Source organism: Kitasatospora sp. NPDC088861 (genome assembly GCF_044750105.1).
GTDB lineage: Bacteria > Actinomycetota > Actinomycetes > Streptomycetales > Streptomycetaceae > Kitasatospora.
Genome location: NZ_JBIVJF010000002.1, coordinates 162,368 through 187,331, shown reverse-complemented (window position 1 = coordinate 187,331; position 24,964 = coordinate 162,368). Strand labels below are relative to the sequence as shown.

The 24,964-nt window shown below is 73.3% G+C and carries 19 protein-coding genes; 13 read left to right on the top strand and 6 right to left on the bottom strand.

Translation table 11 applies throughout. The annotated features are described in order from the left end of the window. Positions 1-102 precede the first annotated feature (102 nt). Together tsaD and ACIP37_RS04655 are read left to right on the top strand one after the other, a co-directional pair. Complete coding sequence (gene tsaD / locus ACIP37_RS04660; protein WP_363587079.1) at positions 103-1,155, top strand: tRNA (adenosine(37)-N6)-threonylcarbamoyltransferase complex transferase subunit TsaD; 1,053 nt, start codon at positions 103-105, stop codon at positions 1,153-1,155. Between the two features lie 207 nt (positions 1,156-1,362). After that, positions 1,363-3,648, top strand: coding sequence for a M9 family metallopeptidase (locus ACIP37_RS04655; RefSeq protein WP_400803308.1), 2,286 nt, complete (start codon positions 1,363-1,365; stop codon positions 3,646-3,648). Between the two features lie 73 nt (positions 3,649-3,721). Here ACIP37_RS04655 and ACIP37_RS04650 read toward each other — a convergent pair whose 3' ends face one another. Further along, a complete protein-coding gene (locus tag ACIP37_RS04650; RefSeq protein WP_363587060.1) occupies positions 3,722-4,174 on the bottom strand; it encodes a DUF5990 family protein in 453 nt (150 codons plus the stop codon). Between the two features lie 473 nt (positions 4,175-4,647). Here ACIP37_RS04650 and ACIP37_RS04645 point away from each other — a divergent pair, with 473 nt between their 5' ends. Further along, complete coding sequence (locus ACIP37_RS04645; RefSeq protein ID WP_363587059.1) at positions 4,648-5,694, top strand: cytochrome P450; 1,047 nt, start codon at positions 4,648-4,650, stop codon at positions 5,692-5,694. A gap of 39 nt (positions 5,695-5,733) precedes the next feature. Beyond that, positions 5,734-6,753, top strand: a complete 1,020-nt coding sequence (locus ACIP37_RS04640) for a JmjC domain-containing protein (RefSeq protein ID WP_363587058.1) — start codon at positions 5,734-5,736, stop codon at positions 6,751-6,753. Between the two features lie 318 nt (positions 6,754-7,071). Here ACIP37_RS04640 and ACIP37_RS04635 read toward each other — a convergent pair whose 3' ends face one another. From ACIP37_RS04635 to ACIP37_RS04625, 3 genes are all read right to left on the bottom strand, one after another. Beyond that, complete coding sequence (locus ACIP37_RS04635; protein WP_400803314.1) at positions 7,072-9,051, bottom strand: ATP-binding cassette domain-containing protein; 1,980 nt, start codon at positions 9,049-9,051, stop codon at positions 7,072-7,074. Between the two features lie 377 nt (positions 9,052-9,428). Beyond that, positions 9,429-12,641, bottom strand: a complete 3,213-nt coding sequence (locus ACIP37_RS04630; protein ID WP_400803317.1) for a type 2 lanthipeptide synthetase LanM family protein — start codon at positions 12,639-12,641, stop codon at positions 9,429-9,431. A gap of 179 nt (positions 12,642-12,820) precedes the next feature. Further along, positions 12,821-13,000 (bottom strand): hypothetical protein, encoded by a 180-nt coding sequence (locus tag ACIP37_RS04625; protein ID WP_063346527.1) that lies wholly within the window; start codon positions 12,998-13,000, stop codon positions 12,821-12,823. Between the two features lie 367 nt (positions 13,001-13,367). Between ACIP37_RS04625 and ACIP37_RS04620 the strand changes: the two genes are divergently transcribed. Continuing rightward, positions 13,368-13,952, top strand: coding sequence for a hypothetical protein (locus ACIP37_RS04620; RefSeq protein WP_363587055.1), 585 nt, complete (start codon positions 13,368-13,370; stop codon positions 13,950-13,952). Between the two features lie 16 nt (positions 13,953-13,968). Here ACIP37_RS04620 and ACIP37_RS04615 read toward each other — a convergent pair whose 3' ends face one another. Next, positions 13,969-14,217, bottom strand: coding sequence for a hypothetical protein (locus tag ACIP37_RS04615; protein WP_363587054.1), 249 nt, complete (start codon positions 14,215-14,217; stop codon positions 13,969-13,971). 353 nt (positions 14,218-14,570) lie between these two features. Here ACIP37_RS04615 and ACIP37_RS04610 point away from each other — a divergent pair, with 353 nt between their 5' ends. Both ACIP37_RS04610 and ACIP37_RS04605 read left to right on the top strand, forming a co-directional pair. Next, entirely contained in the window at positions 14,571-15,128 is a 558-nt protein-coding gene (locus ACIP37_RS04610) for a histidine kinase dimerization/phosphoacceptor domain-containing protein (protein ID WP_363587053.1), read from the top strand. A 103-nt stretch (positions 15,129-15,231) separates the two neighbouring features. Then, on the top strand, positions 15,232-15,384 hold the full coding sequence (locus tag ACIP37_RS04605; protein WP_400803322.1) for a hypothetical protein: 153 nt from the start codon (positions 15,232-15,234) through the stop codon (positions 15,382-15,384). Between the two features lie 130 nt (positions 15,385-15,514). Here the strand turns inward: ACIP37_RS04605 and katG are convergent, their stop codons facing one another. Next, positions 15,515-17,749 (bottom strand): catalase/peroxidase HPI, encoded by a 2,235-nt coding sequence (katG, locus tag ACIP37_RS04600; protein ID WP_400803325.1) that lies wholly within the window; start codon positions 17,747-17,749, stop codon positions 15,515-15,517. A 200-nt stretch (positions 17,750-17,949) separates the two neighbouring features. Between katG and ACIP37_RS04595 the strand changes: the two genes are divergently transcribed. The 6 genes from ACIP37_RS04595 (at position 17,950) to ACIP37_RS04570 (ending at position 24,949) form a co-directional block, all read left to right on the top strand. Further along, positions 17,950-18,363 (top strand): transcriptional repressor, encoded by a 414-nt coding sequence (locus tag ACIP37_RS04595; RefSeq protein ID WP_363587051.1) that lies wholly within the window; start codon positions 17,950-17,952, stop codon positions 18,361-18,363. An 87-nt stretch (positions 18,364-18,450) separates the two neighbouring features. After that, complete coding sequence (locus ACIP37_RS04590) at positions 18,451-18,882, top strand: GNAT family N-acetyltransferase (protein WP_400803329.1); 432 nt, start codon at positions 18,451-18,453, stop codon at positions 18,880-18,882. Positions 18,883-19,063: 181 nt separating this feature from the next. Then, positions 19,064-19,609: an SRPBCC family protein gene (locus ACIP37_RS04585; RefSeq protein ID WP_400803332.1), complete on the top strand. Its 546-nt coding sequence runs from the start codon at positions 19,064-19,066 to the stop codon at positions 19,607-19,609. Between the two features lie 228 nt (positions 19,610-19,837). Continuing rightward, positions 19,838-21,409: a class I adenylate-forming enzyme family protein gene (locus tag ACIP37_RS04580; protein ID WP_400803335.1), complete on the top strand. Its 1,572-nt coding sequence runs from the start codon at positions 19,838-19,840 to the stop codon at positions 21,407-21,409. 73 nt (positions 21,410-21,482) lie between these two features. After that, the gene (locus tag ACIP37_RS04575; RefSeq protein ID WP_363587047.1) at positions 21,483-23,474 is read left to right on the top strand and encodes an FAD/NAD(P)-binding protein; all 1,992 of its coding nucleotides are present in this window, start codon (positions 21,483-21,485) and stop codon (positions 23,472-23,474) included. Next, on the top strand, positions 23,471-24,949 hold the full coding sequence (locus ACIP37_RS04570) for an adenylosuccinate lyase family protein (protein WP_400843295.1): 1,479 nt from the start codon (positions 23,471-23,473) through the stop codon (positions 24,947-24,949). The genes ACIP37_RS04575 and ACIP37_RS04570 overlap by 4 nt, the downstream gene beginning before the upstream one ends. Positions 24,950-24,964 lie beyond the last annotated feature (15 nt).

Below are 24,964 nucleotides of genomic sequence, written 5' to 3'. Positions count from 1 at the left end.
ACGAAGCATGGGCTCCTGCTTATTCCTCACGTCTCGTCGGGCACAATGGTCGCGAGTGCATGTAATGAGTGATGAGGGTGAGTGACTGTGACAGGGTCACCGGTGGTGCTGGGGATCGAGTCCTCCTGCGACGAGACCGGCGCGGGTCTGGTCCGGGACGGCGTACTGCTCGGGCAGGCGGTAGCGTCGTCGATGGACGAGCACGCCCGCTTCGGCGGGGTGGTGCCGGAGATCGCCGCCCGGGCGCACGTCCACGCGATGGCGCCGGTGGTCGGCGAGGCGCTGGCGCGGGCCGGGCTGACGCTCGATGACGTCGGCGCCGTCGCGGTGACGACCGGTCCGGGGCTGGCCGGGGCGCTCCAGGTCGGGGTGGCCGCGGCCAAGGGCTACGCGTTCTCGCTCGGCGTCCCGCTGTACGGGGTGCACCACCTGGCCGGACACGTCGCCGCCGCGACGCTGGACGGCGGGCCGCTGCCGAACCCCTGCGTGGTGCTGATCGTCTCGGGCGGGCACACCTCGCTGCTGCTGGTGCGCGACCTCGCCCGCGATCCGATCGTCCACCTCGGCGACACCCTGGACGACGCGGCCGGCGAGTGCTTCGACAAGGTCGCCCGGATCCTCGGCCTCCCCTACCCCGGCGGGCCGGCGATCGACCGGGCCGCCCGGGACGGCGACCCGACGGCCGTCCGCCTGCCGCGGCCGCTGACCGGACCGCGGGACGACCCGTACGCGTTCTCGTTCTCCGGACTCAAGACGGCCGCCGCCCGCTGGGTGGAGGCGCAGCGCTCGGGCGGTTCCGACCCGTACGTCCCGGACGCGGCGGCCGGGTTGCAGGAGGCGATCGCCGACGTGCTGACCCGCAAGGCGGTGCGGGCCTGCACCGATCACGGGATCGGCACCCTGGTGGTGGTCGGCGGGGTCGCGGCCAACTCCCGGGTTCGGTCGCTGGCCGAGGAGCGCTGTGCGGCGGCCGGGATCACGCTGCGGGTGCCGCCGCTGAGGCTCTGCACGGACAACGGGGCGATGGTGGCGGCGATCGGCGACCTGCTGGTCCGCTCCGGCGCCGAGCCGGCTCCGGCGGAGCTGTCGGTGGATCCGTCGGCGCCGCTGGAGTTCGCGGCGTTGACGCCGTTGGCGCGGACTGCCGCCGCCTGAGGGTTTCACCGCTTTTGCTCCGGATCGCACCCCCGTCGCCGGCCTGACGGCGTGTTGATCCGGCAACGGTTCGATCTCGCCCGACGCGAATCCGTTCCCAAGCCTTCCCCCGGCCGCAATCGCTGTGCCATTTTACATGTCACACATCAGAAACCCGTGTGCCCCCAACCGCACGGCAACCCTCAACGGCCCCGGAGGCCCCCACAGATGCGTCCCTTCCGGATAACCACGGCCCAGGCGCGGAAACTGCCCGCGCTCGGCGCCGCGTTCTTCCTCGCTCTCGGCCTGTTCGCCCCGCAGGCACACGCCGCGACGGCCGACTCCACCACCACCCTCAAGGCCCAGGCCCAGGCCGGCAAGGCGGCGGCGCCGCGCTCCGTCCCGGTGCCCAAGTCCCCCGACACTCCGAAGGACGCCCGCCCGCTGGCCGCGGACCAGCAGGCCAAGGCGACCGCCCCGGCGGCGGGCAGCGCCACCGGTGCGCACGCCGCCAAGGCCGCCAAGCAGCTCTCCGCCGCCCCCGCCGCCGCCTGCAACGTGTCCGCCTTCACCGGCAACACCGGTGCCGCGCTCGTCCAGCAGGTCAAGGCCGCCGACCTCGGCTGCATCAACACCCTGTACAACCTGACCGGCAACGACGCCAAGGGCGCGTTCAACGAGGCGCAGATGGCCACCGTCGCCAACGCCCTGCGCGACGTGTCCGCCGCCTACCCCGGCGACGACTCCACCTCGGCCGGCCAGCTGGTGGTCTACCTCCGCGCCGGCTACTACGTGCAGTGGAACCACTCGGACGTGGTCGGCCCGTACGGCACCACCCTCCAGACCGCCATCCGCGGCGCCCTGGACGGCTTCTTCGCCGCCCCGCACAGCAAGGACGTCACCGAGGCGAACGGCGCGACCCTCGCCGAGGCCGTCACCCTGATCGACAGCGCCCAGGAGAACGCCCGCTACACCGGCGTCGTCAAGGGCCTGCTCAACGACTACACCGGCTCCTGGACCGGCTCGATGGCCGACGCCGTCGGCAACACCAAGACCGTCATCGAGCGCGGCTTCGACCTCCCGGCCTTCACCGCCGCCCTCCAGGCCGACCCCTCCTTCGCCACCGCCATGGCGTCCTTCGTCACCCGCAACAGCTCCCAGCTGAACGGCTCCGACCTGGTCACCTCGATCGGCATCCAGATCGGCAACCTGGTCGCCAACGACGCCACCAAGGCCCAGGGCCGGCCGATCGTCAAGGACCTGATCAACCGCTACCCGCTGGTCGGCGCCACCGGTCCGCTCACCATGAACCTGGTCTGGTTCGCGGAGAAGAAGGACACCGGCAACTGCAGCTACTACGGCACCTGCGACCTGCCCGCCCGGCTCGTCCCGCTCGTGCTCACCGTCGACCACACCTGCAACGCCAACCTGCGCATCCGCGCCCAGGACATGACCGCGCAGCAGCTCGCCGACACCTGCACCAGCCTGATCAACGAGGACCAGTTCTTCCACCAGGTGGTCAAGGACAAGGGCCCGGTCGCCAACGACAACAACACCAGTCTTGAGGTCGTCGTCTTCGACGACTACTACGAGTACAGCCTCTACGCCTGGGAGATGTACGGCATCGCCGTCGACAACGGCGGCATGTACGAGGAGGGCGACCCGGCCAAGGCCGGCAACCAGGCCCGCTTCATCGCGCACGAGGCCTCCTGGCTGCGCCCCGCCTTCCAGATCTGGAACCTCAACCACGAGTACACCCACTACCTCGACGGCCGCTACGACTTCTACGGCGACTTCGCCGCCGGCATGACCACCCCGACCGTCTGGTGGGTCGAGGGCCTCGCCGAGTACGTCTCGTACAGCTACCGGGGCGTCCACTACGACGACGCCGTCGCGCAGGCCGCCAAGGGCACCTACGCGCTGAGCACCCTCTTCGACAACACCTACGACAACTCCGACTCCACCAAGGTCTACAACTGGGGCTACCTGGCGGTGCGCTACATGCTCCAGTCGCACCCGCAGGACGTCGACGCACTCCTCGCCAAGTACCGCGTCGGCGACTGGAACGGCGCCCGCGCCCTCCTCAAGACCACCATCGGCACCTCGTATGACGCCGACTTCGCCACCTGGCTCAAGGCCTGCGGCGCCGACAACTGCGGCAGCCTGCCCACCAGCCAGGCCCCGCTCTGCACCGCCGGCGACACCCGGCAGTACGACAAGAACTGCCGCCGCGACGGCGTCGCCGCCACCACCGGCAACTACAGCTACAGCTTCCTCAACCTGCCCGCCGGCGTGAAGCAGCTGACCATCACCACCAGCGGCGGCACCGGCAACGCCGACCTCTACTACAACGGGGGTGCGTGGGCCACCACCGGGTCGAACCTGGCCAAGTCCACCAACGCCGGCAACGGCGAGACCCTCACCATCACCAACCCGCCGTCCGGCTGGGTGTACTTCAGCCTCTACGCCCAGCAGGGCTTCGGCGGCGTGACCGTCACCACCACGTACAACTGACCTGCGCATACCGAACGTTGAGGAGGGCCCCGCGTGCGGCGGGGCCCTCCTCGCGCGTTCGGACGCCGCGTACTCAGCCCTCCGCCGACCAGGTCACCACGGGCGGGCGGACGGCGGCGCACAACGGGTGGCCCTTGGCGTCCGTCAGGCGCAGCCGGGCCACCAGGACGCCGCGCTCCACCGCCGCCTCGGCGACCTCCCGGTCGACCGCCGCCAGCAGCAGCTTGGCCCGGCGGAACAGCGCCCGGCCGTCGCCGTTCCCGGTCACCCAGTTCAGGTAGACGAACCGGGCGCCGGGACCGCCCTGCACGTACCGGCCGGTGAGGTCCACTCCTCCTGGTGTCGGCCTCGCCTCGCACTCCAGCGACCAGTGGGCGCGCGGCGCGTCACCGGGGAACAGGTCGAGCAACTCGGCCGGGCGACCCCGGCGTTGGACGGCGACGTGCAGGTCCCGGTAGCCCGGGAAGCCCGGCGCGGCGGCACACTCACGCCCCGGCAGGTCGGTGGCCTCAATCCTCAGTTCCATACCGATATGGTCCCCCACCGCGCGCCTCGGGAAGTTATAACGATCGGCCATCTAATGCGACGCACACTCGACCAGAGGAACAGGGAATCCTTTGTCAAAAGACCGTCAGGGACCTAGCTTTCGCTTGAGGTCCGGAGTTAGATGAAAGCCAGTTCGACTTCCAGGCCGGAATGTCGGATTTCCGCCAAGCCGCGGGCGCTTGTTCCGTTGTGCCCGCAATCTCGGAAAGGGAGAATACCCATGAAGATGATCAAGGCGATCGTGAAGAAGTTCAAGCGTGACGAGGACCTCGCCAACCACGCGTGGGTCCTGCACGTCATCTGATGCACCGTCGGCGGCGGGGGCCCCGGGCATGCCGTGGTCCCCGCCGGCGCGGCGGAGTGCCCCACCCGCTCCCTGTCCGGAGTTCTCCACCGGCTGCGGAGAACTCATTTCATCGCCATTTCATTGGAGGCGGGATTCTCGTGGAGGAAATGGCGCCGACAGCCGGGCGCAGCCATTCCATCGTTTACGCCCCGAAGATCCAGGACCTGCTGACCAGGGAAGAAAAGGTATTCCGGATCGACGCCCGCACGGTCGGCGTCTCCGACTGCGAGCTGATGGCCGAAATCGTCGCGGCGCGCCCCGTGCGGTCGGCGGAGCGCTCGGTCTACAAGCCCGCCGCGGGAGCGGACATCCACCACGACAGCGCGACCCGGACGATCCGCGCGCTGGGCCAGGACGTCATGGCGGGCATCAGGACCCCGCAGCCCCCGGCACGCGGGCTGTCCGGCGCCTGGCCCTACGCGGCCACCTCCTACCTGCGCCGATGGCTCTTCGCGTCCGACCCCCTGCCGGTCTCCCTCCTGTCGAAACGCGGCGTCACCCGCTCCGACAGGCTCTCCCGGATCGTCGACCGCGCCGTCACCGTCTGGCCGGGATCCGCTGCCGAGGGCAGGAGCACCGCGCTGGCCGCGCAGATCCGCGACGCTTCCGGCGCCCGGGAGCGGAGGCAGGCCATCGCGCTGTACCGGCGATCGACGGCCACCCTCTGCGACGGGGTCGCCGCGCTGGCCGGCAACGCCCTGTGGCTCATGGGGCCGGACCGGGAGCGGGAGGGCGCCCGCGCCGACCTCACCGAGGTCCTGTGGGAGACCCTGCGGTTGCTCCCGCCCGCGTGGATGCTGTTCCGCAACGACGGCCACGCCTACACCGGACTGCACCCCGAGATCCGGCCCGAGGACCGCGTCGCGCTCTTCCCGCTCCTGATGCACCGCGACCCGGAGCACTGGTCCGACCCGCTGGAGTTCCGGCCCGAACGGTGGGCCGGGATGGCGGACCCAGAGAAGACGCCCGGGTTCATGCCGTTCGGCTTCGACGGAGCCCGCTGCTGGGCCAAGCACCTGGTCGTACCCCTGGCCGAACGCCTGCTGAACGTCGCCTTCGACCACCGGCTCGCCATTCGCGGCCCGCGGCAGGAGACGCACGTCCCCCTGCGTTCCCTGCTCTCCGTGCGGTTCGACGCCGCGGCCAGGGCCTGACCCACGAGCCCCGAACACCCTGACACCACGGGACACACCATGGAATCGCCCACGCTGGCCGACTGGGTCGGCGATGTCCGGAGCTTCACCGGCCACCAGTGGCAGCGCAAGCCCGCGGTCTTCACGCCGGAGGAACTCGCCCCGCCGTTCGACCTGGACGCGTTGGACGCCGCCTTCGACACGGGGCTGCTGCGCACCCCCTACCTGGAGATGGTCCGCTCCACCAAGGTGACCGTCCCGCCCGAGGCCTACACCACGTCACGCGTGGTCAACGGCACCACGTACCACGGCTTCGCCGACCGTGCGAAGGTCCTCGCGCTCCTGGGCGCCGGGGCGACGCTGCTGCTGCGCTGCGTCGACCAGTGGCACCGCCCGACGGGCGAGCTGGTGGCGCGGCTGTCCGAAGAACTCGACCGGCGCGTCGAGGCGTTCTTCTTCGTCACGCCCGCCGGCGGCCAGGGTCTCGCGGTGCACCGTGACGACGCCGACGTGTTCGTCCTCCAGGCGGCCGGACGCAAGACCTGGTACGTCCACGACGCGCCGACCGTGGCGCACTGGTCGCCGGGAGAACTCCCCGACGACGAGCACTCCCCGCGGCTCCTGCACGGCGTCCTCGAACCCGGCAGCGTGCTCTACGTCCCGCGCGGCTTCGCGCACCGCGCGGTCGGCGCCGCCGGCCTCTCCGCCCACCTCTCCCTCACGATCCGCGACATCTCCGTGCCGGACCTGCGGGCCGCCCTGGAGCAGCGGTTGACGGACGGGCTGGACCTCCCGGCGCGCCCGCTGGGCGAGGCCGCGATCGACGACTCCTGCGCCGCGCTGCTCGACCACGTCCGGGCGAGGCTCGACATGATCGAACCGGAGGACGTGCGGCTCACCGCCCGGGCTGCGCAGGCACAGGCGGCCCGGGCGGCGGCGGAGAACGCGGAGCGCGCGGAGACGTTCGCCGAGGCGGCCCGGGCCTGGGAAGGCGGCGGGACCGCCGCCGGGCGGGCCGGGCTGGCGTCCGTCAGCCGCACCTGGCGCCGGCTGCGCGACGCGGCACGCACGACCCACTGACGCGCTGCCCCACTGGCGCACCGGCGCACCGACGCACCGGCGCAGGGCCGTCAACGAGACCCCGCGCGTCCGGCGGGAGCCGCCCGTCCTCCGTACCGCCGTGACGACGACGGTACGGAGGACGGTCAGCACCGGCCTCGACGGCCGAGGACGTCAGGGCGTGTCTGACAATTCGCGGCGGATCAGCGCGCGGCGTTGGGCGCCCGGCCGGGCGTGCCGGCGAAGCGTCCTCGTACTGGGTCGTACTTGGGCGTTTCGGCGGTGCGTCCGGGCGGGATGCCCGGCGTCGCGCGCCCGGCGGGAATTGTCAGACACGCCCTAAACCCGCTGCGCCGGGACCGTCCGGTCCCGCTGGAGGTCCAGCAGCTCACGGAACAGCCCGTCCGGGCGCGCCGCCAGCTCCGCCCAGGTGCCGGTCTGCACGATCCGGCCCCGGTCCATCACGATCACCCGGTCCGCCACCGCCGCGTTGGCGATGTTGTGCGTCACCAGCAGCGTGATCCGCCCCGGGGCGAGGGCGCGCAGCGCGTGCAGGATGCGGTGCTCGGCGCGCGGGTCCAGGTCCGAGGTCGGCTCGTCCAGGATCAGCAGCCCCGGGCTGCGCACCGTCCGGTACAGCGCCCGGGCCACCGCCGCCCGCTGCCAGCCGCCGCCCGACAACTCGGCGCCGCCCCACCAGCCCTGGGCCAGCAGCGTGCGCCAGCCCGACCGCAGCCGGGCCACGATCTCGTCGAAGCCCGTCCGCGCGGCCGCCCGCTCCACGTCCGCCATCACCTGCTCGGTGAGGTGCCCCAGGTGGACGTTCTCGGCCGCCCCCAGCGGCCAGCGCGCGAACTCCTGCGGCACCCGGGCCACCCGCGACCACATGCCGTCCGCGTCCAGTTCCTCCACCGGCACGCCGTCCCAGCAGATCCGGCCGGACTGCGGCAGGTAGAGGCCCGACAGCAGCTTCAGCAGCGTCGACTTGCCGCTGCCGTTCTGCCCGATCACCGCCACCACCTCCCCGGCCCGCAGCGTCATGCTGACCCCGCGCAGCGCCGGCTCCTGCTGCTCGCCGGGGTAGGCGTGCCCGAGGTCCACGACCTCCACCAGTCGCGGCGCGTCCGGCACGATCCCGCCGCGCCGGATCCGGTGACCGCCGGCCTCGTCCAGGAAGGTGAAGTAGTCGTCCAGGTACAGGCCCATCCGGTAGAGCCGGGCGCCGTTGCCGACCAGGCCCTGCAGCCCGGACGAGGCCGTCCGCAGCGCGAACGTCGCCGTACCCGCCGCCGCCAGGTCGATCCGGCCGCTCGCCACCAGGTACAGCAGCGTGCCCCAGACCAGCGCGCTGCCCGCCCCCGTGCCCAGCGAGGCCAGCAGGGAGACCTTCGCCGCCTCCCTGGTCGCCCGGTCCGTCGCCTCGACGATCTTCTCCCCGGCGCGGCGGTACTCGGCCATCAGGAACGGCGTGACCTGGTCCGAACGGACCTGGTCCGCACGGGTCTTGTCGATCAGGAACCAGCGGTAGACGCGCAGCGCGCCACGGTCCTCGTTGGTGACCACGGCCGCCAGGTAGTGGATCCGGGCCGTCCGGACGGCCGCCACCCCGGTCGGCACCGAACCCAGCAGCAGCAGCGGCACCAGCCACGGATGGAGCGTCGCCAGGACACCCGCCGCAGCGGCCAGCGAGACCGTCGAGGCGATCACGTCCTGGGCGTTGGAGAGCAGGTCCGGCGTGGTCGAGGCACCCCGATCGGCCGCCTCCCACTGCTCGTTGTACGCGGGCTCGTCGTACGCCCGCAGCTCGGCCGCGCACCCGGCGGCGATCAGCGCCAGCTCCGCCTCCCGGGTGACCCTCGGCGACACCCGGCCGGACAGCCCCACCACCGCGACCCCCAGCACCGCGCGCAGCGCGGCCGAGACGGTCAGCAGGAGCAGCGACGGCGCGGCGGTCCGCAGGTGCTCCCCCACCGGGCCCGCCACCAGCAGCGCGCCCAGGGCGCCGGTCGTCGCGTACAGCGCCAACGCCCCGAACACGCCCGCCAGCGCCTGGCACACCAGCAGCAACACGGTGGACGTCCGGTCCGCCGCCCACGCCAGCGCCACCGCGCGGCGCACCAGGTGCGGGAGGCGGCGCAGCATCGCGTTCGCCGACATCGACGCGCCGGCCTCGGCGCGGCGGTCGCCGGGGAAGCGCAGGCGCAGCTCCTCGTCGTGCTGGTCGTGGTCCTGGTCGTGCTGGTCGGGCTGGTCGTGGTCGGAGGGGGTGCGGTCGGGCGGGGTGTGGGGCCTCTCGGGCTTCACGATCTGTTCGGACACAGTGCTCCCTGCTCCCTGGTACGGCGGCCTGTGGCCGCAGCGGATCCGCGCGCGGGCAGCCCTCACCGCCGAGTGGGCGTGTGGGGTCGGCAGCGGTGCCGGAAGGCACGCTGCGAAGGGCCGGCTGCGGTGCGGACCCCGATCCTGGCAGCGGTCCGCCGGGCCGTCCGGCGTGTCCCGGCCGGTCTCACTCGATCCGGGCGATTCCGTGTCGGCGGCGGCGAGTTGGTGGCAATCGATCACCGGGAGGGTCCGCGATGTTCGATTCGGGGGCCGGTTGCGGCACGCTCCGGGCACGCGGTCCGACGATCACAGGAACATCCCGGCCGAGCCCGCGCTGCCCGGCCTCGCTGGCCTCGCCGACCTCGCCGGCCGTCTCAGGGGGTCGGCGGGTGGAGCGCGAGGAGGGAGGGGGTGCTGGGGGCGGCGAGGCGGAGCAGCCCGTGGCCGGTGCCGGCGAGGCCGACCATCAGGGAGGGGCTGTGGACGCCGTGCGGGAGGCCGCAGGTCCAGCCGCGGGTGTCGAGGTCGTCGAGGGTGGCGTGGGCCTGCCGCAGGGCGGCGGTGCGCCAGCGGTCGCCGGCGAGCAGGAGGGGTTCGAGGTTGCCGAAGTCGCCGTGGCAGAGCGAGAAGTTGTGGCCGAAGCCCTCGCGGAGGACGGTGGTCAGGGCGGTGTCGCGTTCGGCGAGGAGCAACTCGCGGGCTTCGGGGAGGAGTTCGGCGAGTTCGGTGCGGGCGAGCGCGATGCCCGAGGCGCCGTGGCACCAGAGGGCCGGGTAGTGGGGCGCGTCAGGGCCGTCGTCCTCGCGGACGTCGCGCCAGTTGGCGGCGGCCGGGTCGAACAGGGTGCGTTCGTACTCGACGGCGGCGAGGGCGAGTTGGGGCAGCCGGGGGTCACCGAGATGCCGGCCGGCACGGGCGAGCGCCCAGGCGATGCCGGAGCCGCCGTGCGCGAAACCGGCCAGCGGGCGCTTGACGGTGCCGGCGAGGGAGGCGGGCAGCCAGCCGGCGCCGCCTTCGGGGTGCGGGGCGGCGGCCCGGACGAGGCGTTCGGCGCAGGCGGCGAGGGCGTCGGTGACGGCGGGGCCGGGGCGGACGGCCGCCCAGGCGAGCAGTCCGCCGATGGTGCCCGCGTTGCCGGCGAGGAGGTCGTGCTGGGCGTCGTCGGCGGCGGTGGCGGCGCTGCGGCGCACCACCTGGGCGGCCAGGGCGTCGAGTTCGGCGTCGGGGTGGTGGGCGGCGAGGTGGGCGAGGGCGTAGAGGATGCCGCCGACTCCGGCGAGGCCGCCGCCGAGGCGGTCGGCGCGCCGGCGAATTTGGTGACGTAACGTCAGTTCGGCTGCCCGGGCGGTGCTTCGGTGCTCGCGATCGCCGGTGACGGTGGCGAGCTGATGGAGGAAGAGGGCGACGCCGGCCGTCCCGCTGTAGAGGTCGGGGCCGAGTTCGGCGGGTGCCCAGCGGCCGGGCGGGGCCCAGTTGGGGCCGGCCCAGGCGAGGTCCGCGCTCCCCCGGTAGGCCTCCCGGAGGAGCTGTTCGCCGGCGTCGACGGCCTTGGCGAGGGCGCGGGCGGCCAGGTCCGGGCCTTCGGCCGGCCTCCCGGGTGGCGCGGGAGGGGACGTGACCGGGTGGCGGCGCGGCTCGCGGGCGCCGTCCGCGGTGGTCACCGACAGGCGCAGCAGCTGGAGTTGGCGGGCCAGGTCCGGTTCGCCGAGGGCGTCCGCCTTGGCGAGGGCGAGGTCGAGTGCGGGCCGGTCGGTGACACCGGGGATCAGGACGCCGGTGGAGGAGCGGGCGTCGACGCTGTCGGGGCGGATGGTGAAGACCGGGACGTCCCCGCGCCAGAGGTCGGCGCGCTCGTGGTCGACGTAGGCGAGCGCGTGGTCCTCCCAGGCGGGGAGCGCCCAGAGCCGGTCGAGGTGGCGGTCCTGGTCGAGGCCGTCGCGGAGCAGGTCGGGGTGGCAGGCGGTGGCGAGCAGGCTGCGGTACTCGAAGGTGTCGCGGCGGAGCATCCTGGTCTCGTCGGCGGCGAACGCCCGGATGAGTTCCCGGAGTTCGCCCTTGTGGGCGGCGAGCAGCCGGTAGGCCTCGGTGAAGCCGGCTTCGAGCTCGCCGACGTGGTCGGCCAGGCGCAGCGGCCGCCCGGGCGGGACGGGACGGCTGCCGGGCGCCGCGACGGGCATCCGGTGGTACTCCAGGCGGAGCCGGTCGGTGCCCTGGTCGACCAGGACGGGGGCGGGGCGCGGCGGGAGGCTGCCCGGATCCCAGCCGAGGGCGGAGAGGTCGGTGCCGCCGTTGCCCTCGTCCCACATGCGCTCGGGCAGCAGGCCGGAGCGCAGCACCGAGTGTCGGGCCTGGTGGCGGGCGAGCCGTTCGGACTCGGAGAGGTCCTTGGCGGGTTCGGGCAGGTCGGGGTGGAACAGCGCTTCCAGGTCGATCAGGACCGGCTGGTCGCGGACGGCGATCAGGTTCTGGGCGTGGCAGTCGACCGCGTCGAGGGTGTGGAGCAGCGCGGCGAGGGTGCCGGCGCGGTGGTAGAAGTCGCTCAACTCGGCGTCGTCGCTGGCTGGTTCGGCGGCGACGTGGGCGACCCAGCCGTAGCCGTCGCGGGCCAGGTGGGCGAGGTCGTGCAGCGGCAGCCGGAGCATGGGGTTGAGCCAGCGCAGGAGGTGCTGGAAGTGCGTCTCGGCGCCGAGCGGGCGCGGCTTGTAGACGATGCGGGTGCCGTGTTCGAAGCGCAGGGCGCTGACGCTGGCGCCGCCCCGGTGCGGGTCGCCGAGGCCGGTGGCGAGTTCGGTGAGGCGGCCGAGCGGGCGGCCGTCGGCGAAGGTGCGGGCGAGGGCGGGGAGGTCGGCGGCGAGGCGGCGGTACAGGGTGAGGCAGGTGGCGGTCCACTGTTCGGCGGCGGTGGCCAGCCGGTACGCCAGCACCGGGTATTCGGCGAGGAGTCGGACGGCGCGGCCGGGTTCGGTGAGCCGGTCGAGGAAGTTCCGGTAGCGCTGTTCGGGGGTGTCTCCGGTCAACTCGCCGGAGAGGCGGGCGACGTGGAGTTCGGTGATGACGGTGCGGACGGCCGCGGTGTGCGCGGTCGCGGTGAGTGCGGGCAGGACGAGGTCGGCGAGCTGGTCGGGGGTGCCGAGGGTGGCGGGACCGGGGGAAGCCGCGCCCGGGGTGGCGGGGCCGAGTTCGGCGAGGCCGGTGCGCAGGCGGTCGCGGGCGTCGGCGAGCAGCGGGGCGACGAGCCGGGCGAAGGCGTGCTCCTCGGGGAGGTCGAGGGTGTGCCCGGCCTCGAAGGCGGCGGCGAGGCGTTCGGCCCAGTCGGGGGTGCCGAGGCGGTCCGCGAGGTCGGCCGGGTGTTCGGCGAGCAGGGCGCGCAGCCCGTCCGGGTCGAGGCGGTCGGCGGCGAGGCGGCGCTCGAACCAGTCGTCCCGGTCGAAGGGCGGCTGGGCGCGCCAGCGGTCGAGGATCCGCCCGGCACGGTCGGCCCGTTCAGTCCGTTCGGCGCGCTGGGCGTCCGGGTCGGGCAGCGGACCGCGGGCGGCGAGCGGGACGGCTCGGGCGGCGGCCCGACGGATTTCGGACGCGTCAACCACGGGCGGTCTCTCCATGCTCGGTTCGTGCACGACGGTTTCGGTGCTGTGCGCTCGACGGTCGCGGTACCGGGCGTACGCGCCCCGGCGATGCGGCCGGGGCGCGCGCTCACCGGCCGTATCGTGCGTCCGCGACGCGGGCTCCGGCGGTGCGACCGGGGTCCGCGCCGCGGACGGCGGACTCAGAAGCTGCAGACGTGGGCGCAGCTGCTCCAACCGCCACAGGTGCTGGCCTGCACCGCGGCGGTCACGTAGACCTCGTCCGACAGGTCGCCGGCCGGGTGGACCTGGTGGCCCTGGCCGAGGGTGAGCCGGAAGTCCTCGTCCTTGAGCGCGCGGACCTGCTCTGCCGTGGGCTGCATGGTGCCTCCTTCAGACATTCGGGTCTGGCACGGTCGTGCCGGGTCGGGATCCTGGCACCGCCCCACCCGCCGCACCAGGGGTGTGCCGCGCACCGGGCACAATTTCGGCCAGGGTCGAAATAGGGACGAGGCCTCCCCGCCCGTCCTGCTTCCGCAGGCCGCGCCCGCTCCCCCGGCCAGCCGTCGAACCTCCCGTCGCCCTACACCTGTCCGGAATCCGGGCAGTGACGGGGGCCTGAACCAGGCCCCACGTTTGAACGGCCGGGCCCCGGGCAGTCCGCACCGCCCGTCGCTCCTGTGGCCGGGCCGGGCACCGAAGGTCACGATGGAATCCGGCAACCCCCGCCCCCGGCCCGATCGGAGCGCGATGAGCGAGCAGCACAACGTCGTCCTGCTGACCTTCCCGGACGCCGCCACGTGGCGGACGGCCTTCGACGAGGCTCAGCACCTGCCGGGCCTGCGGCAGCTGGCGGCGCTGGAGCGCAGCGCCGACGGCCTGTTGGAGATCCAGGACACCTTCACCCGGGGCGCGGGCGTGACCACCGTCAGCTCCGGCGTCCTCGGCGGCCTGGTGGGCCTGGTCGGCGGGCCGATCGGCGTCCTGCTCGGCTTCGCGGCCGGTGCGGCGCTCGGCAACGCCGCCGAGGAGGGCCGGGCGACGGAGGGCGGCGCCGGGCTGATCATGCTCTCGCCGCGCGTCCCGGACGGCGGCGCGCTGCTCGTCCTGGAGCTCCGGGAGTCCTCCCCCGACCGGGCCGACGACCTGGCCTCCCGGCACGGGGCCACGGTCGAGCGGATCGACGCGCAGGCCTTCGCCGAGCAGGTCCGGACCGCCGAGCACAAGGCGGAGCAGGACCCGGCGGAGCAGGACCCGGCCGCGCGGAACGCGGCGGAACAGGACACGGCGGAGGAGCCCAAGGCGGAGGGTCACCGGCCCGGCGAGGGCGCCTGACCCGCCGCCCGGCCCCTCACTCGGCCCGCAGCGCCTCGATCGTCCGCGCCCGAGCCGCCCGGACGGCGGGCAGCAGCGCCCCGAGCAGCGCGATCAGCACGCCGCCGAACCCGAGCAGCGCCAGCACCGGCGTGCCGAACACGTCGAGGGCCGAGCCGCCGAGGACGGAGCAGGTGGTGGCCACCAGGGCGGCCAGCCCGATCGCGACGGACTGCGTGCGGCTCCGGCGGACACCCGCGCGCACCGCCCTGCCCAGCGCGGTCATGCCGCCACCGCCGAGTCCGAGGCGATCCGGCCGTCCCGCATCCGGACCGTGCGGTGGCGCAGTCCTCGGCGAGGGCCGCCCGCGCGCCCTCGTAGTGGCGGCTCACACCGCTCAGTTCGATCACCGGTTCGCTGCTCGTCCCCCGCTCCTCGTACGTTCCCGCCTGGTGGACGGCACGAAGGTACGGACGGGCGGCGCGCCGGGGACGCTGCCCAGGGCGACTCCGCTCCCCCGTCCGGCCGACCCGGCGCGGCCAGGCCTTCGACCTGGCCCCGGCCCTGTTCCTCGCCTTCGCCTGCGCCCGCTACGCCACCACCGCGAGCAAGGGTCACGGCACCGACTGGTACGGGCTGATGCTGCTGGTGCCGCTCGTGCCGCTGCCGCTGGTGCTGCGCCGCCGCCTGCCGCTGGCGGTGCTGTGGGCGGTGATGCCGGCCGCGCTGCTGGTGCGCCACCAGTCGGAGGACATCGCGTACGCGGCCGGCGTGGCCGTCATCATCGCCGCCTACAGCGCCGCCGCCTACGGGCGCCGCCCGGCGGCACTGCTGCCGATCCTGCCGGCGGCCGCCGCGACGCTGGTGGTGCTCTTCGACGACGCCAAGCTGCCGCACTTCCCCAACGCGGTGATCGCGCTGCTGGTCCTGGTCCCGGTGTTCGCGGTCGCCTACGAACTACGGATGTGGCGCCGCCGGGTGGACGAGGAGCGCGAACGGCTGTCCGCCCTGGAGCGCGGGCGGCTGGCCGCGCTGGAGCACGCGGTGGAGCTCGAACGGGCGTGGATCGTTCGGGAGTTGCACGACGTGGTGACGCACAACGTGAGCATGATGACGATCCAGGCCGGGGCCGCCCGCAAGATCCTGGACACCGCCCCGGACAAGGCCCGCGAGGCGATGGCCGCGGTGGAGGCCTGATCGGCCTGCGCGAACGCCTCGCCGTCTACGGCGGCACCCTGCACACCGGCCCCCGGCCGCGCGGCGGCTACCGCGTCAAGGCCCTTATCCCCCTGGAGAGTTCATGAGCGAGCGGGCGCTGCGCGTGGTGGTGGCCGACGACCAGGCCCTGGTCCGCACCGGGTTCCGGCTGATCCTCGAATCGGAGGGGATCGAGGTGGTCGCCGCCTACGAGACCGGGCTGGTCAACGTCGGCACGGCGGCGCAACCCCGGTAGCGGTCCGCCATCGGCCCGGAGGCGTACACCTCCGGGCCGATGGCGGATCCTCACCGCCCTCCGGACGGCTGACGCCAACTCCCGTCGGCCGCCCGGGAACCCGGGATCACGGGATCGGGCGGGCGCGGGATCAGGCGACGTCGAACCGGTCCAGGTTCATCACCTTGACCCACGCCGCGACGAAGTCGGCCACGAACTTCTCCTTCGCGTCGTCGCTCGCGTAGACCTCGGCGACGGCGCGCAGTTCGGAGTTGGAGCCGAAGACCAGGTCGGCCCGGGTGCCGGTCCACTTGAGCGCGCCGGTGGCCGCGTCCCGGCCCTCGAAGGTGTGCCCGTCCTCCGAGGTGGCCTTCCACTCCGTGCCCAGGTCCAGCAGGTTGACGAAGAAGTCGTTCGTCAGGGCCTCGGGGGTCTCGGTGAGGACGCCGTGCGGAGACTGCTGGTAGTTGGCGCCCAGCACCCGCAGGCCGCCGACCAGGACGGTCAGTTCGGGCGCGCTCAGGGTCAGCAGGTTCGCCTTGTCGAGCAGCAGGTACTCGGCGCCCAGCCGGCTGCCCTTGCCCACGTAGTTGCGGAAGCCGTCCGAGGTCGGCTCCATCGCCGCGAAGGAGTCGACGTCGGTGAGCTCCTGCGTCGCGTCCACCCGGCCCGGTGTGAACGGCACCACCACGTCGTGGCCGGCCACCCGGGCGGCCTTCTCCACGCCGACGCCGCCGGCCAGCACCACCACGTCCGCCAGCGAGACCTGCTTGGCGCCGGACCGGGCGTTGAACTCCTGCTGCACGCCCTCCAGGGTGCGCAGCACCGAGGCGAGCCGGTCCGGCTCGTTGACCTCCCAGCCGATCTGCGGCTGGAGCCGGATCCGGCCGCCGTTGGCGCCGCCGCGCTTGTCGCTGCCGCGGAAGGAGGAGGCCGCCGCCCACGCGGTGGACACCAGCTCGGAGACCGACAGCCCGGAGGCGGCGATCCGCTCCCGCAGGGCGGCGACGTCCGCTGCGTCGATCTGCCGGTAGTCGACCGCGGGCAGCGGGTCCTGCCACACCAGTTGCTCGGCCGGGACCTCCGCGCCGACGTAGCGGGCGACCGGGCCCATGTCGCGGTGGGTCAGCTTGAACCAGGCGCGGGCGAAGGCGTCCGCGAGCTCCTCGGGGTGCTCCAGGAAGCGCCGGGAGATCGGCTCGTAGACCGGGTCCAGGCGCAGCGAGAGGTCGGTGGTCAGCATCGTCGGGGCGTGCCGCTTGGACGGGTCGTGGGCGTCCGGGACGGTGCCCGCTCCGGCGCCGCCCTTCGGCTTCCACTGGAAGGCGCCGGCCGGGCTCTTGGTCAGCTCCCACTCGTAGCCGAACAGCGTCTCGAAGAAGCTGTTGTCCCAGGTCACCGGGGTGGCCGTCCAGGCGCCCTCCAGGCCGCTGGTGATCGCGTCCCCGCCCTTGCCGGTGCGGAAGGTGCTCTTCCAGCCGAGGCCCTGCTGCTCGATCGGGGCGTCCTCGGGGTCGGGGCCGACGTTGTCCGCCGGGCCCGCGCCGTGGGTCTTGCCGAAGGTGTGGCCGCCGGCGATCAGCGCGACGGTCTCCTCGTCGTTCATCGCCATCCGGTAGAAGGTCTCGCGGATGTCGCGGGCGGCGGCGAGCGGGTCCGGGGTGCCGTTGGGGCCCTCGGGGTTGACGTAGATCAGGCCCATCTGGACGGCGGCGAGCGGGCGCTCCAGCTGGCGGTCACCGGTGTAGCGCTCGTCGCCGAGCCAGGTGGTCTCCGGGCCCCAGTAGACGTCCTCGTCCGGCTCCCACTCGTCCACGCGACCGCCGCCGAAGCCGAAGGTCTCGAAGCCCATCGACTCCAGGGCGACGTTCCCGGCCAGGATCATCAGGTCGGCCCAGGAGAGGTTGCGGCCGTACTTCTTCTTCACCGGCCACAGCAGGCGGCGGGCCTTGTCCAGGCTGGCGTTGTCGGGCCAGCTGTTCAGCGGGGCGAAGCGCTGCTGCCCGGCGCCGGCGCCGCCGCGGCCGTCGCTGATCCGGTAGGTGCCCGCGCTGTGCCACGCCATCCGGATGATGAAGGGGCCGTAGTGCCCGTAGTCGGCCGGCCACCACGCGTGCGAGGTGGTGAGGGCCGTCTCGATGTCCCGCTTCACGGTCGGAAGGTCGAGGGATCCGAACGCCGCGGCGTAGTCGAAGTCCGCGCCGAGCGGGTTCGCCACGGCCGGATTCTTCGCGAGGATCTTCAGATTGAGCCGCTCCGGCCACCACTGGCGGTTTCCGCCGCCCTGGGTGGGGTGCGGCGCGCGCCCGTGGGCCACCGGGCAGCCACCCGTGCCCTCCGCCTGCGGCTCGGGTTCGGTAACGATGGGATCGTGGTTCTCAGACATGGAAATCCTTCCCTACAAGGCGGATCACGGTGTCTTGACTGCTACTTCCTGCTACCCAGGCTATCGCCGGAGCCGATCCTACGATGGACTCGATCCACGTCAAGATTGACACCAAACCCATATCCGATCGGGAACCGGAGAGAAGCCGCAATCACTTGGTAAAATCCGGTCTTCCCATTGACCTGAATAGGTGAACCGATATGAGTGACCTGCTGGAGCGACTGCGCGGACGCGGCTGGCGCCTCACCTCCCAGCGGCGTGTCGTGGCGGAGGTCCTGGACGGCGAGCACGTTCACCTCACCGCCGACGAGGTCCACGCCCGAGCCGCCGAACGCCTGCCCGAGATCTCCCGGGCCACCGTCTACAACACCCTCGGCGAACTGGTCACCCTCGGCGAGGTCATCGAGGTCTCCACCGACGGCCGGGCCAAGCGCTACGACCCCAACGCCCACCACCCGCACCAGCACCTCGTCTGCACCCACTGCGGCACCATCCGCGACGTCCACCCCACCGACGACCCCCTCACCGCCCTGCCCACCGACCAGCGCTTCGGCTTCACCGTCACCGACGCCGCCGTCACCTACCGCGGCCTCTGCCCGGCCTGCGCGGGCTGACCACGGGCTGACCACGGGCCCGGACTCACATCCCCGCCCGGACCGAGGACCGGGATTCCCTGCGAAGATCGAGGGATGGAACTGACGATGGTTGACGTCGCACCGGGGAGCGCCGCCATGGCGGCCGATGTCGGGCCGCTGATACGGCAGTTGAGGCCGGCCCTGACCGCCGAGGGGTTCGCCGCCTTCGCCGCCGAGGCGCACGCGCAGGGGCTGGCCTTCACCGCCGCGTACGACGGTCGCGGGCGGTGCGTCGGGGTGGCGACCCACCGGGTGCTGGCGACCAGCCGCGGCCGGCTGCTGTTCGTCGACGACCTGGTGACCGACCGCGCGGTGCGGTCGGCGGGGGTCGGCGGGCGGCTGATGGCGGAGCTGGAGGAGCGGGCCCGGCGGGCGGGGTGCGCCCGGATCGAGCTCGACTCGGGGGTGACCAACCACGGCGCGCACCGCTTTTATCACGCGGCCCGGATGTCGATCGTCGCCCTGCACTTCGCCCGCGAGATCCGGGCCGGTTCGTAGCGGTTCGAGGGGACGGCCGGTTCGCGGCCCGCGGTGCCGGCCGGTTCGTGGTACGCGATGCCGGTCGGTTCGCGGCCGTTCGCCGCGGCACCGGGCCGGAGTTGACACGGAATCACGGAGTTGACGGACCCGCCGGCCCGCCCTTGACCCCCGCCGGGGCCGGGCTGGGACGATCCCCGGCATGGGCGAAACCATCAACGAGAAGCAGCCGATATTCTCCGCCGACGCCGACATTCGAATTTCCGCGACACCGGTCGAGGTCTACGCGGTGGTCAGCGACCTGCCGCGCAGCGGCGAATGGAGCCCGGAATGCCTGGGCGGTGAATGGACGGTCGGCGAGCCGGCCGCCGTCGGGTCCGTGTTCCGCGGCGACAACCTCCGCGGCGACGACATCGTCGCCTGGGCACCGGTGGTCCGCGGCCGGTGGACGACCCAGTCCGAGGTGGTCACCGCGGAGCCGGGCCGGACCTTCCGGTGGGCGATACACAACTCGGACGGCCAGAAGCAGGAGAGCATCTGGGGCTTCGACATCGAAGCCGCCGAGGGCGGCGGCAGCCTGCTGACCCACCACTTCCGCATGGACTCGGCCACCCAGGGCATCAAGGGCATCACCGCGGAGATGGACGCGGCCGAGAAGCAGCGCTTCTTCGCGGAGTGGGGCGACAAGATCTCCGGCGATCTGGCCGCCACCCTGCAGCGCATCAAGGCCGTCATCGAAGAGGCGTGACGCCGGGCGGTATCCGGCCTTTCCGCGATTCGCCCGGAATTCCCGGGCTCGTACCCGGGCACGCGGCCATTCGGACGCCCGGGCACGCCAATTCACCTCGGACGGTGTCCCTTTCACCGCGGGTGGTGTCCATTCCATTCACGTCAGGCGCCGACGGCGCACAGCCGCGGCCCGGGAGGCGTACAGGTGCTTCTTCAACGTATCGGAAACCGGGGAATTCAGCTCGGGATGCTCTTCGAACGCGCCGCGGCCAGACACGGCGCGAACGTCCTCATCCTCGACCACGACCTCGACGCGGCACCGGAGTTGGGCCGCAGGGCGACTGTCGCCGAGGTGTCGGACCTGGTGGACGACCTGGCGTCCCGGCTCTGGGCGGCGGGCGTGCGGCCGAGCCGGCGGGTGGTGGTGTACAAGGCCGACGGCTTCGACATCACGCTGCTCGCGTGCGCGGCGGCGCGGATCGGGGCGGTCCCGGTCCTGCTGTCGCCGGCTCTGGACGGCGCGACCGTCGCCGAGCTGGTCCGCCGTACCGACCGGCCGTTCCTGGTGACCGACCAGGAGAAGCTGGAGAACGTGCTGCCCGAGACGGTCTTCGACCTCGCCGACCGGGTGGTGCTGACCTCCGGCTCGTACCGGGACGCCGTCGAACTGCGGGCGCTGGCCGGGGTGGAGAGGGTCAAACCCGTCATCATGCCGGCCGACCACCCGACGCTGATCACCCACACCTCGGGCACCACCGGGACGCCCAAGCTGGCCGTGCACACCGGGTTCAGCCTGCAGTCCCGCTACCGCCCGCAGGCCTCCGTCATCGCCCCGCTGATCCCGGGCCGGGAGACCATCGCCATCCACGTCTCCTTCGTCCACTCCCGGCTGATCACCGCGCTGGCGATCTCGCTCTACCGCGGCTTCCCGCTGGTCGTGCTGCGCGAGTCGGACCCGAAGCACGTCGGCGACCTGTTCGCGCGGCTGAAGCCGGGCATCCTGGAGGCGCACCCCAACTCCTTCATGGAGTGGGAGGAGTTGGCGCAGGACCCGCGCGGCCCACTGTCCAACGTCAAGCTGTTCAGCAGCACCTTCGACGCGATCCACCCGCGGACCGTGCACCGGTTGCTGCGCGCCACCCGGCGCCGCTCGCCGCTCTTCGGCCAGTTGTACGGGCAGAGCGAGGTCGGCCCGGCCATCGTCCGCGGCTTCACCCGACGCCGCACCCTGGACGACGACGGCCGCTGCGTCGGCATGCCGTTCCCCGGGATGACCGACGTCCGGGTCGTCAGCCGGAACGGCAACCCGCCGTCCGAGCGGAACCCGGGCTTCATCGAGGTGCGCAGCGACGGACGCATCGTCACCTATCTCGGCGAGCAGGACCGCTACGACGCCCAGGTGTCGGCGGACGGCTGGTGGCGGATGGGCGACGTCGGCTACCGCACCAAGTGGGGCTGCGTGCACCTGCTGGACCGCGAGGTCGACCTGATCGAGGGCTTCGGCAGCACCCTCGCGGCCGAGGACACCCTGTTCGGCCAGTTGCCCGGCCTCGCCGAGGTCATCATCATCCCCGGCCCGGACGGCCGGGCCGTGCCGGTGGTGTGCACCAAGGACGACGAACCACTGGACCTGGCGGCCTGGCGGCGCGCCACGGCGTCGCTGCCGCCGATGGCCGAGCCGGTCCACCGACGGCTGGACGAGCTGCCGAGGACCGCCACCACCAAGATCAAGCGCCTGGAACTCGCCCGCCTGCTGCTCGCCGACGCCCCGCAGGGCACCCGGGCGGACGTGGAAGACGTGGAGGACGTGAAGCCATGAGTGAGCGAAGCCATCTCGTCATCGAGAGGTGCGCGCGGGCGAATGCCCCTGCCGAGCGAAGCGGGGCGGGCGCATGAGCGGAGTGGGCAGCAAGGCGGCACTGGAGGTCTGCGTCATCGGGGCCGGCCCGCGCGGCCTGTCCGTTCTGGAGCGGCTCTGCGCCAACGAGCGCGCGGCGCCCTCGCACGGCTCCATCACGGTGCACATGGTCGACCCGGCCGCGCCCGGCGCCGGCGCCGTCTGGCGCCAGGACCAGTCACGGCACCTGCTGATGAACACCGTCGCCTCGCAGATCACCGTGTACACCGACGACAGCTCCCGGATCGACGGCCCGATCGAGCCCGGTCCGAGCCTGTGGGAGTGGGCGGTGGAGGTCGCCGAGGCCGGCGCCGCCTCCGGGCAGGACGAGGAGTGCGTGGCCGAGGCCCGCACCCTGCGAGCCGACAGCTACCCCACCCGGGCGTTCTACGGGCGCTACCTGAACGCGAGCTTCCGCCGGGTGGTGGACGGCGCGCCCGCGCACGTCACCGTCCAGGTGCACCGCTCGCGGGCGGTGGCGATGGCGGACACCCACGGTGTCCCCGGCGGCCCGCAGGGCATCCGCCTGGAGAACGGCAGCCGGCTCAACCACCTGGACGCCATCGTGCTCGCCCAGGGCCACGTCGCGGCCCGGCCGACCCCGCACGAGGAGCGGACGGCGAGCCTGTCCCGGATCCACCACCTCACCTACATCACCCCGGCCAACCCGGCGGATCTCGACCTGAGCGGCATCCTGCCGGGCCAGCACGTACTGTTGCGCGGCCTCGGGCTGAACTTCTTCGACCACATGGCCCTGTTCACGGTCGGCCGGGGCGGCGCCTTCGTCCGCGCGGACGGACGGCTGGTGTACCGGCCGTCGGGCCGGGAGCCGAAACTGTTCGCCAGTTCGCGCCGCGGCATCCCGTACCACGCCCGCGGCGAGAACGAGAAGGGCGCGTACGGCCGTTACTTCCCCCGGTTGCTGACCGCCGAGTACATCGCCGGGCTGCGCGAGCAGTCCGCGGCCGGCGAGCCGGTGCAGTTCCGCACCGACCTGTGGCCGCTGATCGCGCGCGAGGTGGAGAGCGTCTACTACGGCACGCTGCTCGACGCGAAGGGCCGCGGCGCCGAGCGGGAGCCCTTCGTCCAGCGGTACCTGACGGTCGCCCACGGCGGCGGCTTCGCGGCCCTGCTCGACGAGTACGGCATCCCCGAGTCGGAGCGGTGGGACTGGGAGCGGCTCTTCCGCCCTTACGGGGACCGGGAGTTCAGCGGGCCGGAGGACTTCCGCGACTGGCTGCTCGGGTACCTGGCCGAGGACGTCGAGGCGGCCCGCGCCGGCAACCTCAGCGGCCCGCTCAAGGCCGCCCTGGACATCCTGCGCGACCTGCGCAACGAGATCCGCCTCGCGGTGGACCACGGCGGGCTGGAGGGGAACTCGCACCGGGACGACCTGGAGGGCTGGTACACCCCGCTCAACGCCTTCCTGTCGATCGGCCCGCCGGTCTCCCGGATCGAGGAGCTGATCGCCCTGATCGAGGCCGGGGTGGTCGAACTCACCGGCCCGGGCACCGAGATCCGGATCGACACCGAGGCGGCCGCCTACGTGCTCACCTCCCGGGCGGTGCCCCAGCCGCCGGTGCGCGCCACCGTCCTGATCGAGGCCCGGCTGCCCGAACCCGACCTGCGCCGCACCACCGACCCGCTGCTGCAGCACCTACTGAGCACCGAACAGGCCACCGCGTACCGGATCCCGGGCACGGGCGGCACCGACTACGAGACCGGCGGCCTGGCCGTCACCAAACGGCCGTACCGGCTGCTGGACACCCGGGGCCGCGCGCACCCGCGGCGCTACGCCTACGGGGTGCCGACCGAGTCGGTGCACTGGGTGACGGCGGCCGGAATCCGGCCCGGCGTGGACTCGGTGACGCTCGGCGACTCGGACGCGATCGCCCGCTCGCTGCTCGCCCTGCCGCCCACCACCCAGCTGCCCTTCGGCGTCCGGCCGGACGCGGCCGTCACCGACCTGACCGGAGTGCTGATATGACCGACCCTGACGAGCCGGCCGCGCCGGACGAACCCGGCGGCCCGCACGACCCGCACGACGCGGCCGACATCCTGACCGACGCCGGGCTGCTCTCGCCGGTCCGCGCCGGGACGCCGGTCGAGGCCGCCGTCTGCGACCGGGCCTGGCTACAGGCCATGCTGGACGCCGAGGCGGCGCTGGCCCGGGCCCAGGCCGGGCTGGGCACCCTGCCGAGGACCGCCGCCGACACCATCACCCGCCTGGCCCGCGCCGAGCTGCTGGACCTGCGGGCCCTCGCGGTCGAGTCCCGGGAGACCGCCAACCCGGTGGTCGGGCTGGTCCGGGCGCTGACCGGGGTGGTGGCGGCCGAGGACCGGGCCGCCGCCGAGTACGTCCACCGCGGCTCCACCAGCCAGGACGTCCTGGACACCGGTGCGATGCTGGTGGCCGCCCAGGCCCTGCGGATCATCCGCGCCGACCTCGCCCGCACCGCGCGGGCCCTGGCCGTCCTCGCCGAACGGCACCGGGACACCGTCCTCCCCGGCCGCACGCTCGCCCTGCAAGCCGTACCGACCACCTTCGGCCTCAAGGCAGCCGGCTGGCGCCAGCTCGTCCTGGACTCCGAGCAGCGGCTCGGACGGGTCGCCGAGCACGGTCTGCCGGTCTCGCTCGGCGGCGCCGCCGGCACCCTCGCCGGGTACCTGGAGTACGCCCGGATCGACGGCGCGGCCGCGGGCGGGGCGAACGGGGCGGCGCCGGACCCGGGCGACTACCTGGACCGACTGCTCACCGCCTTCGCCGCCGAGACCGGGCTGGCCCGCCCGGTGCTGCCCTGGCACGCGCTGCGCACCCCGATCGCCGACCTCGCGGGCGCGCTGGCCTTCACCGCCGGCGCCCTCGGCAAGATCGCGATCGACGTGCAGTCGCTGACCAGGACGGAGGTCGGCGAGGTGGCCGAGCCCACCGCGGCCGGGCGCGGCAGCTCCTCCGCGATGCCGCACAAGCGCAACCCGGTGCTGGCCACCCTGATCCGCAGCGCCGCGCTGCAGGTGCCGGTGATCGCCGCCGGGCTCACCCAGTGCCTGCTGGCCGAGGACGAGCGCTCGGGGGGCGCCTGGCACGCCGAGTGGCAGCTGCTGCGCGAGGCGCTGCGGCTGACCGGGGGCGCCGCACACACCGCGGTGGAGCTCGCCGAGGGGCTGGAGGTCAAGCCCGAACGGATGCGCACCAACCTCGAACTGACGGGTAGTCAGATCGTCTCGGAGCGGATCGTCGCCGTCCTGGCACCCCGGCTCGGCAAGGCGGCGGCCAAGCAGCTGCTCACCGAGGCGTCCGGCGCAGCCGACCGCGACGGTCGGCCGCTGGAGCAGGTGCTCGCCGAACTGCCCGCTCTCGACGGCATGTTCGGCAGGGTCGAGCTCTCTCGGCTGTGCGATCCGACCACGTACACCGGAGCGGCCGGCCCCCTCGTCGACCGGGCCCTGCGCGAGCCGTGAGGCCGGCCCGGCGTC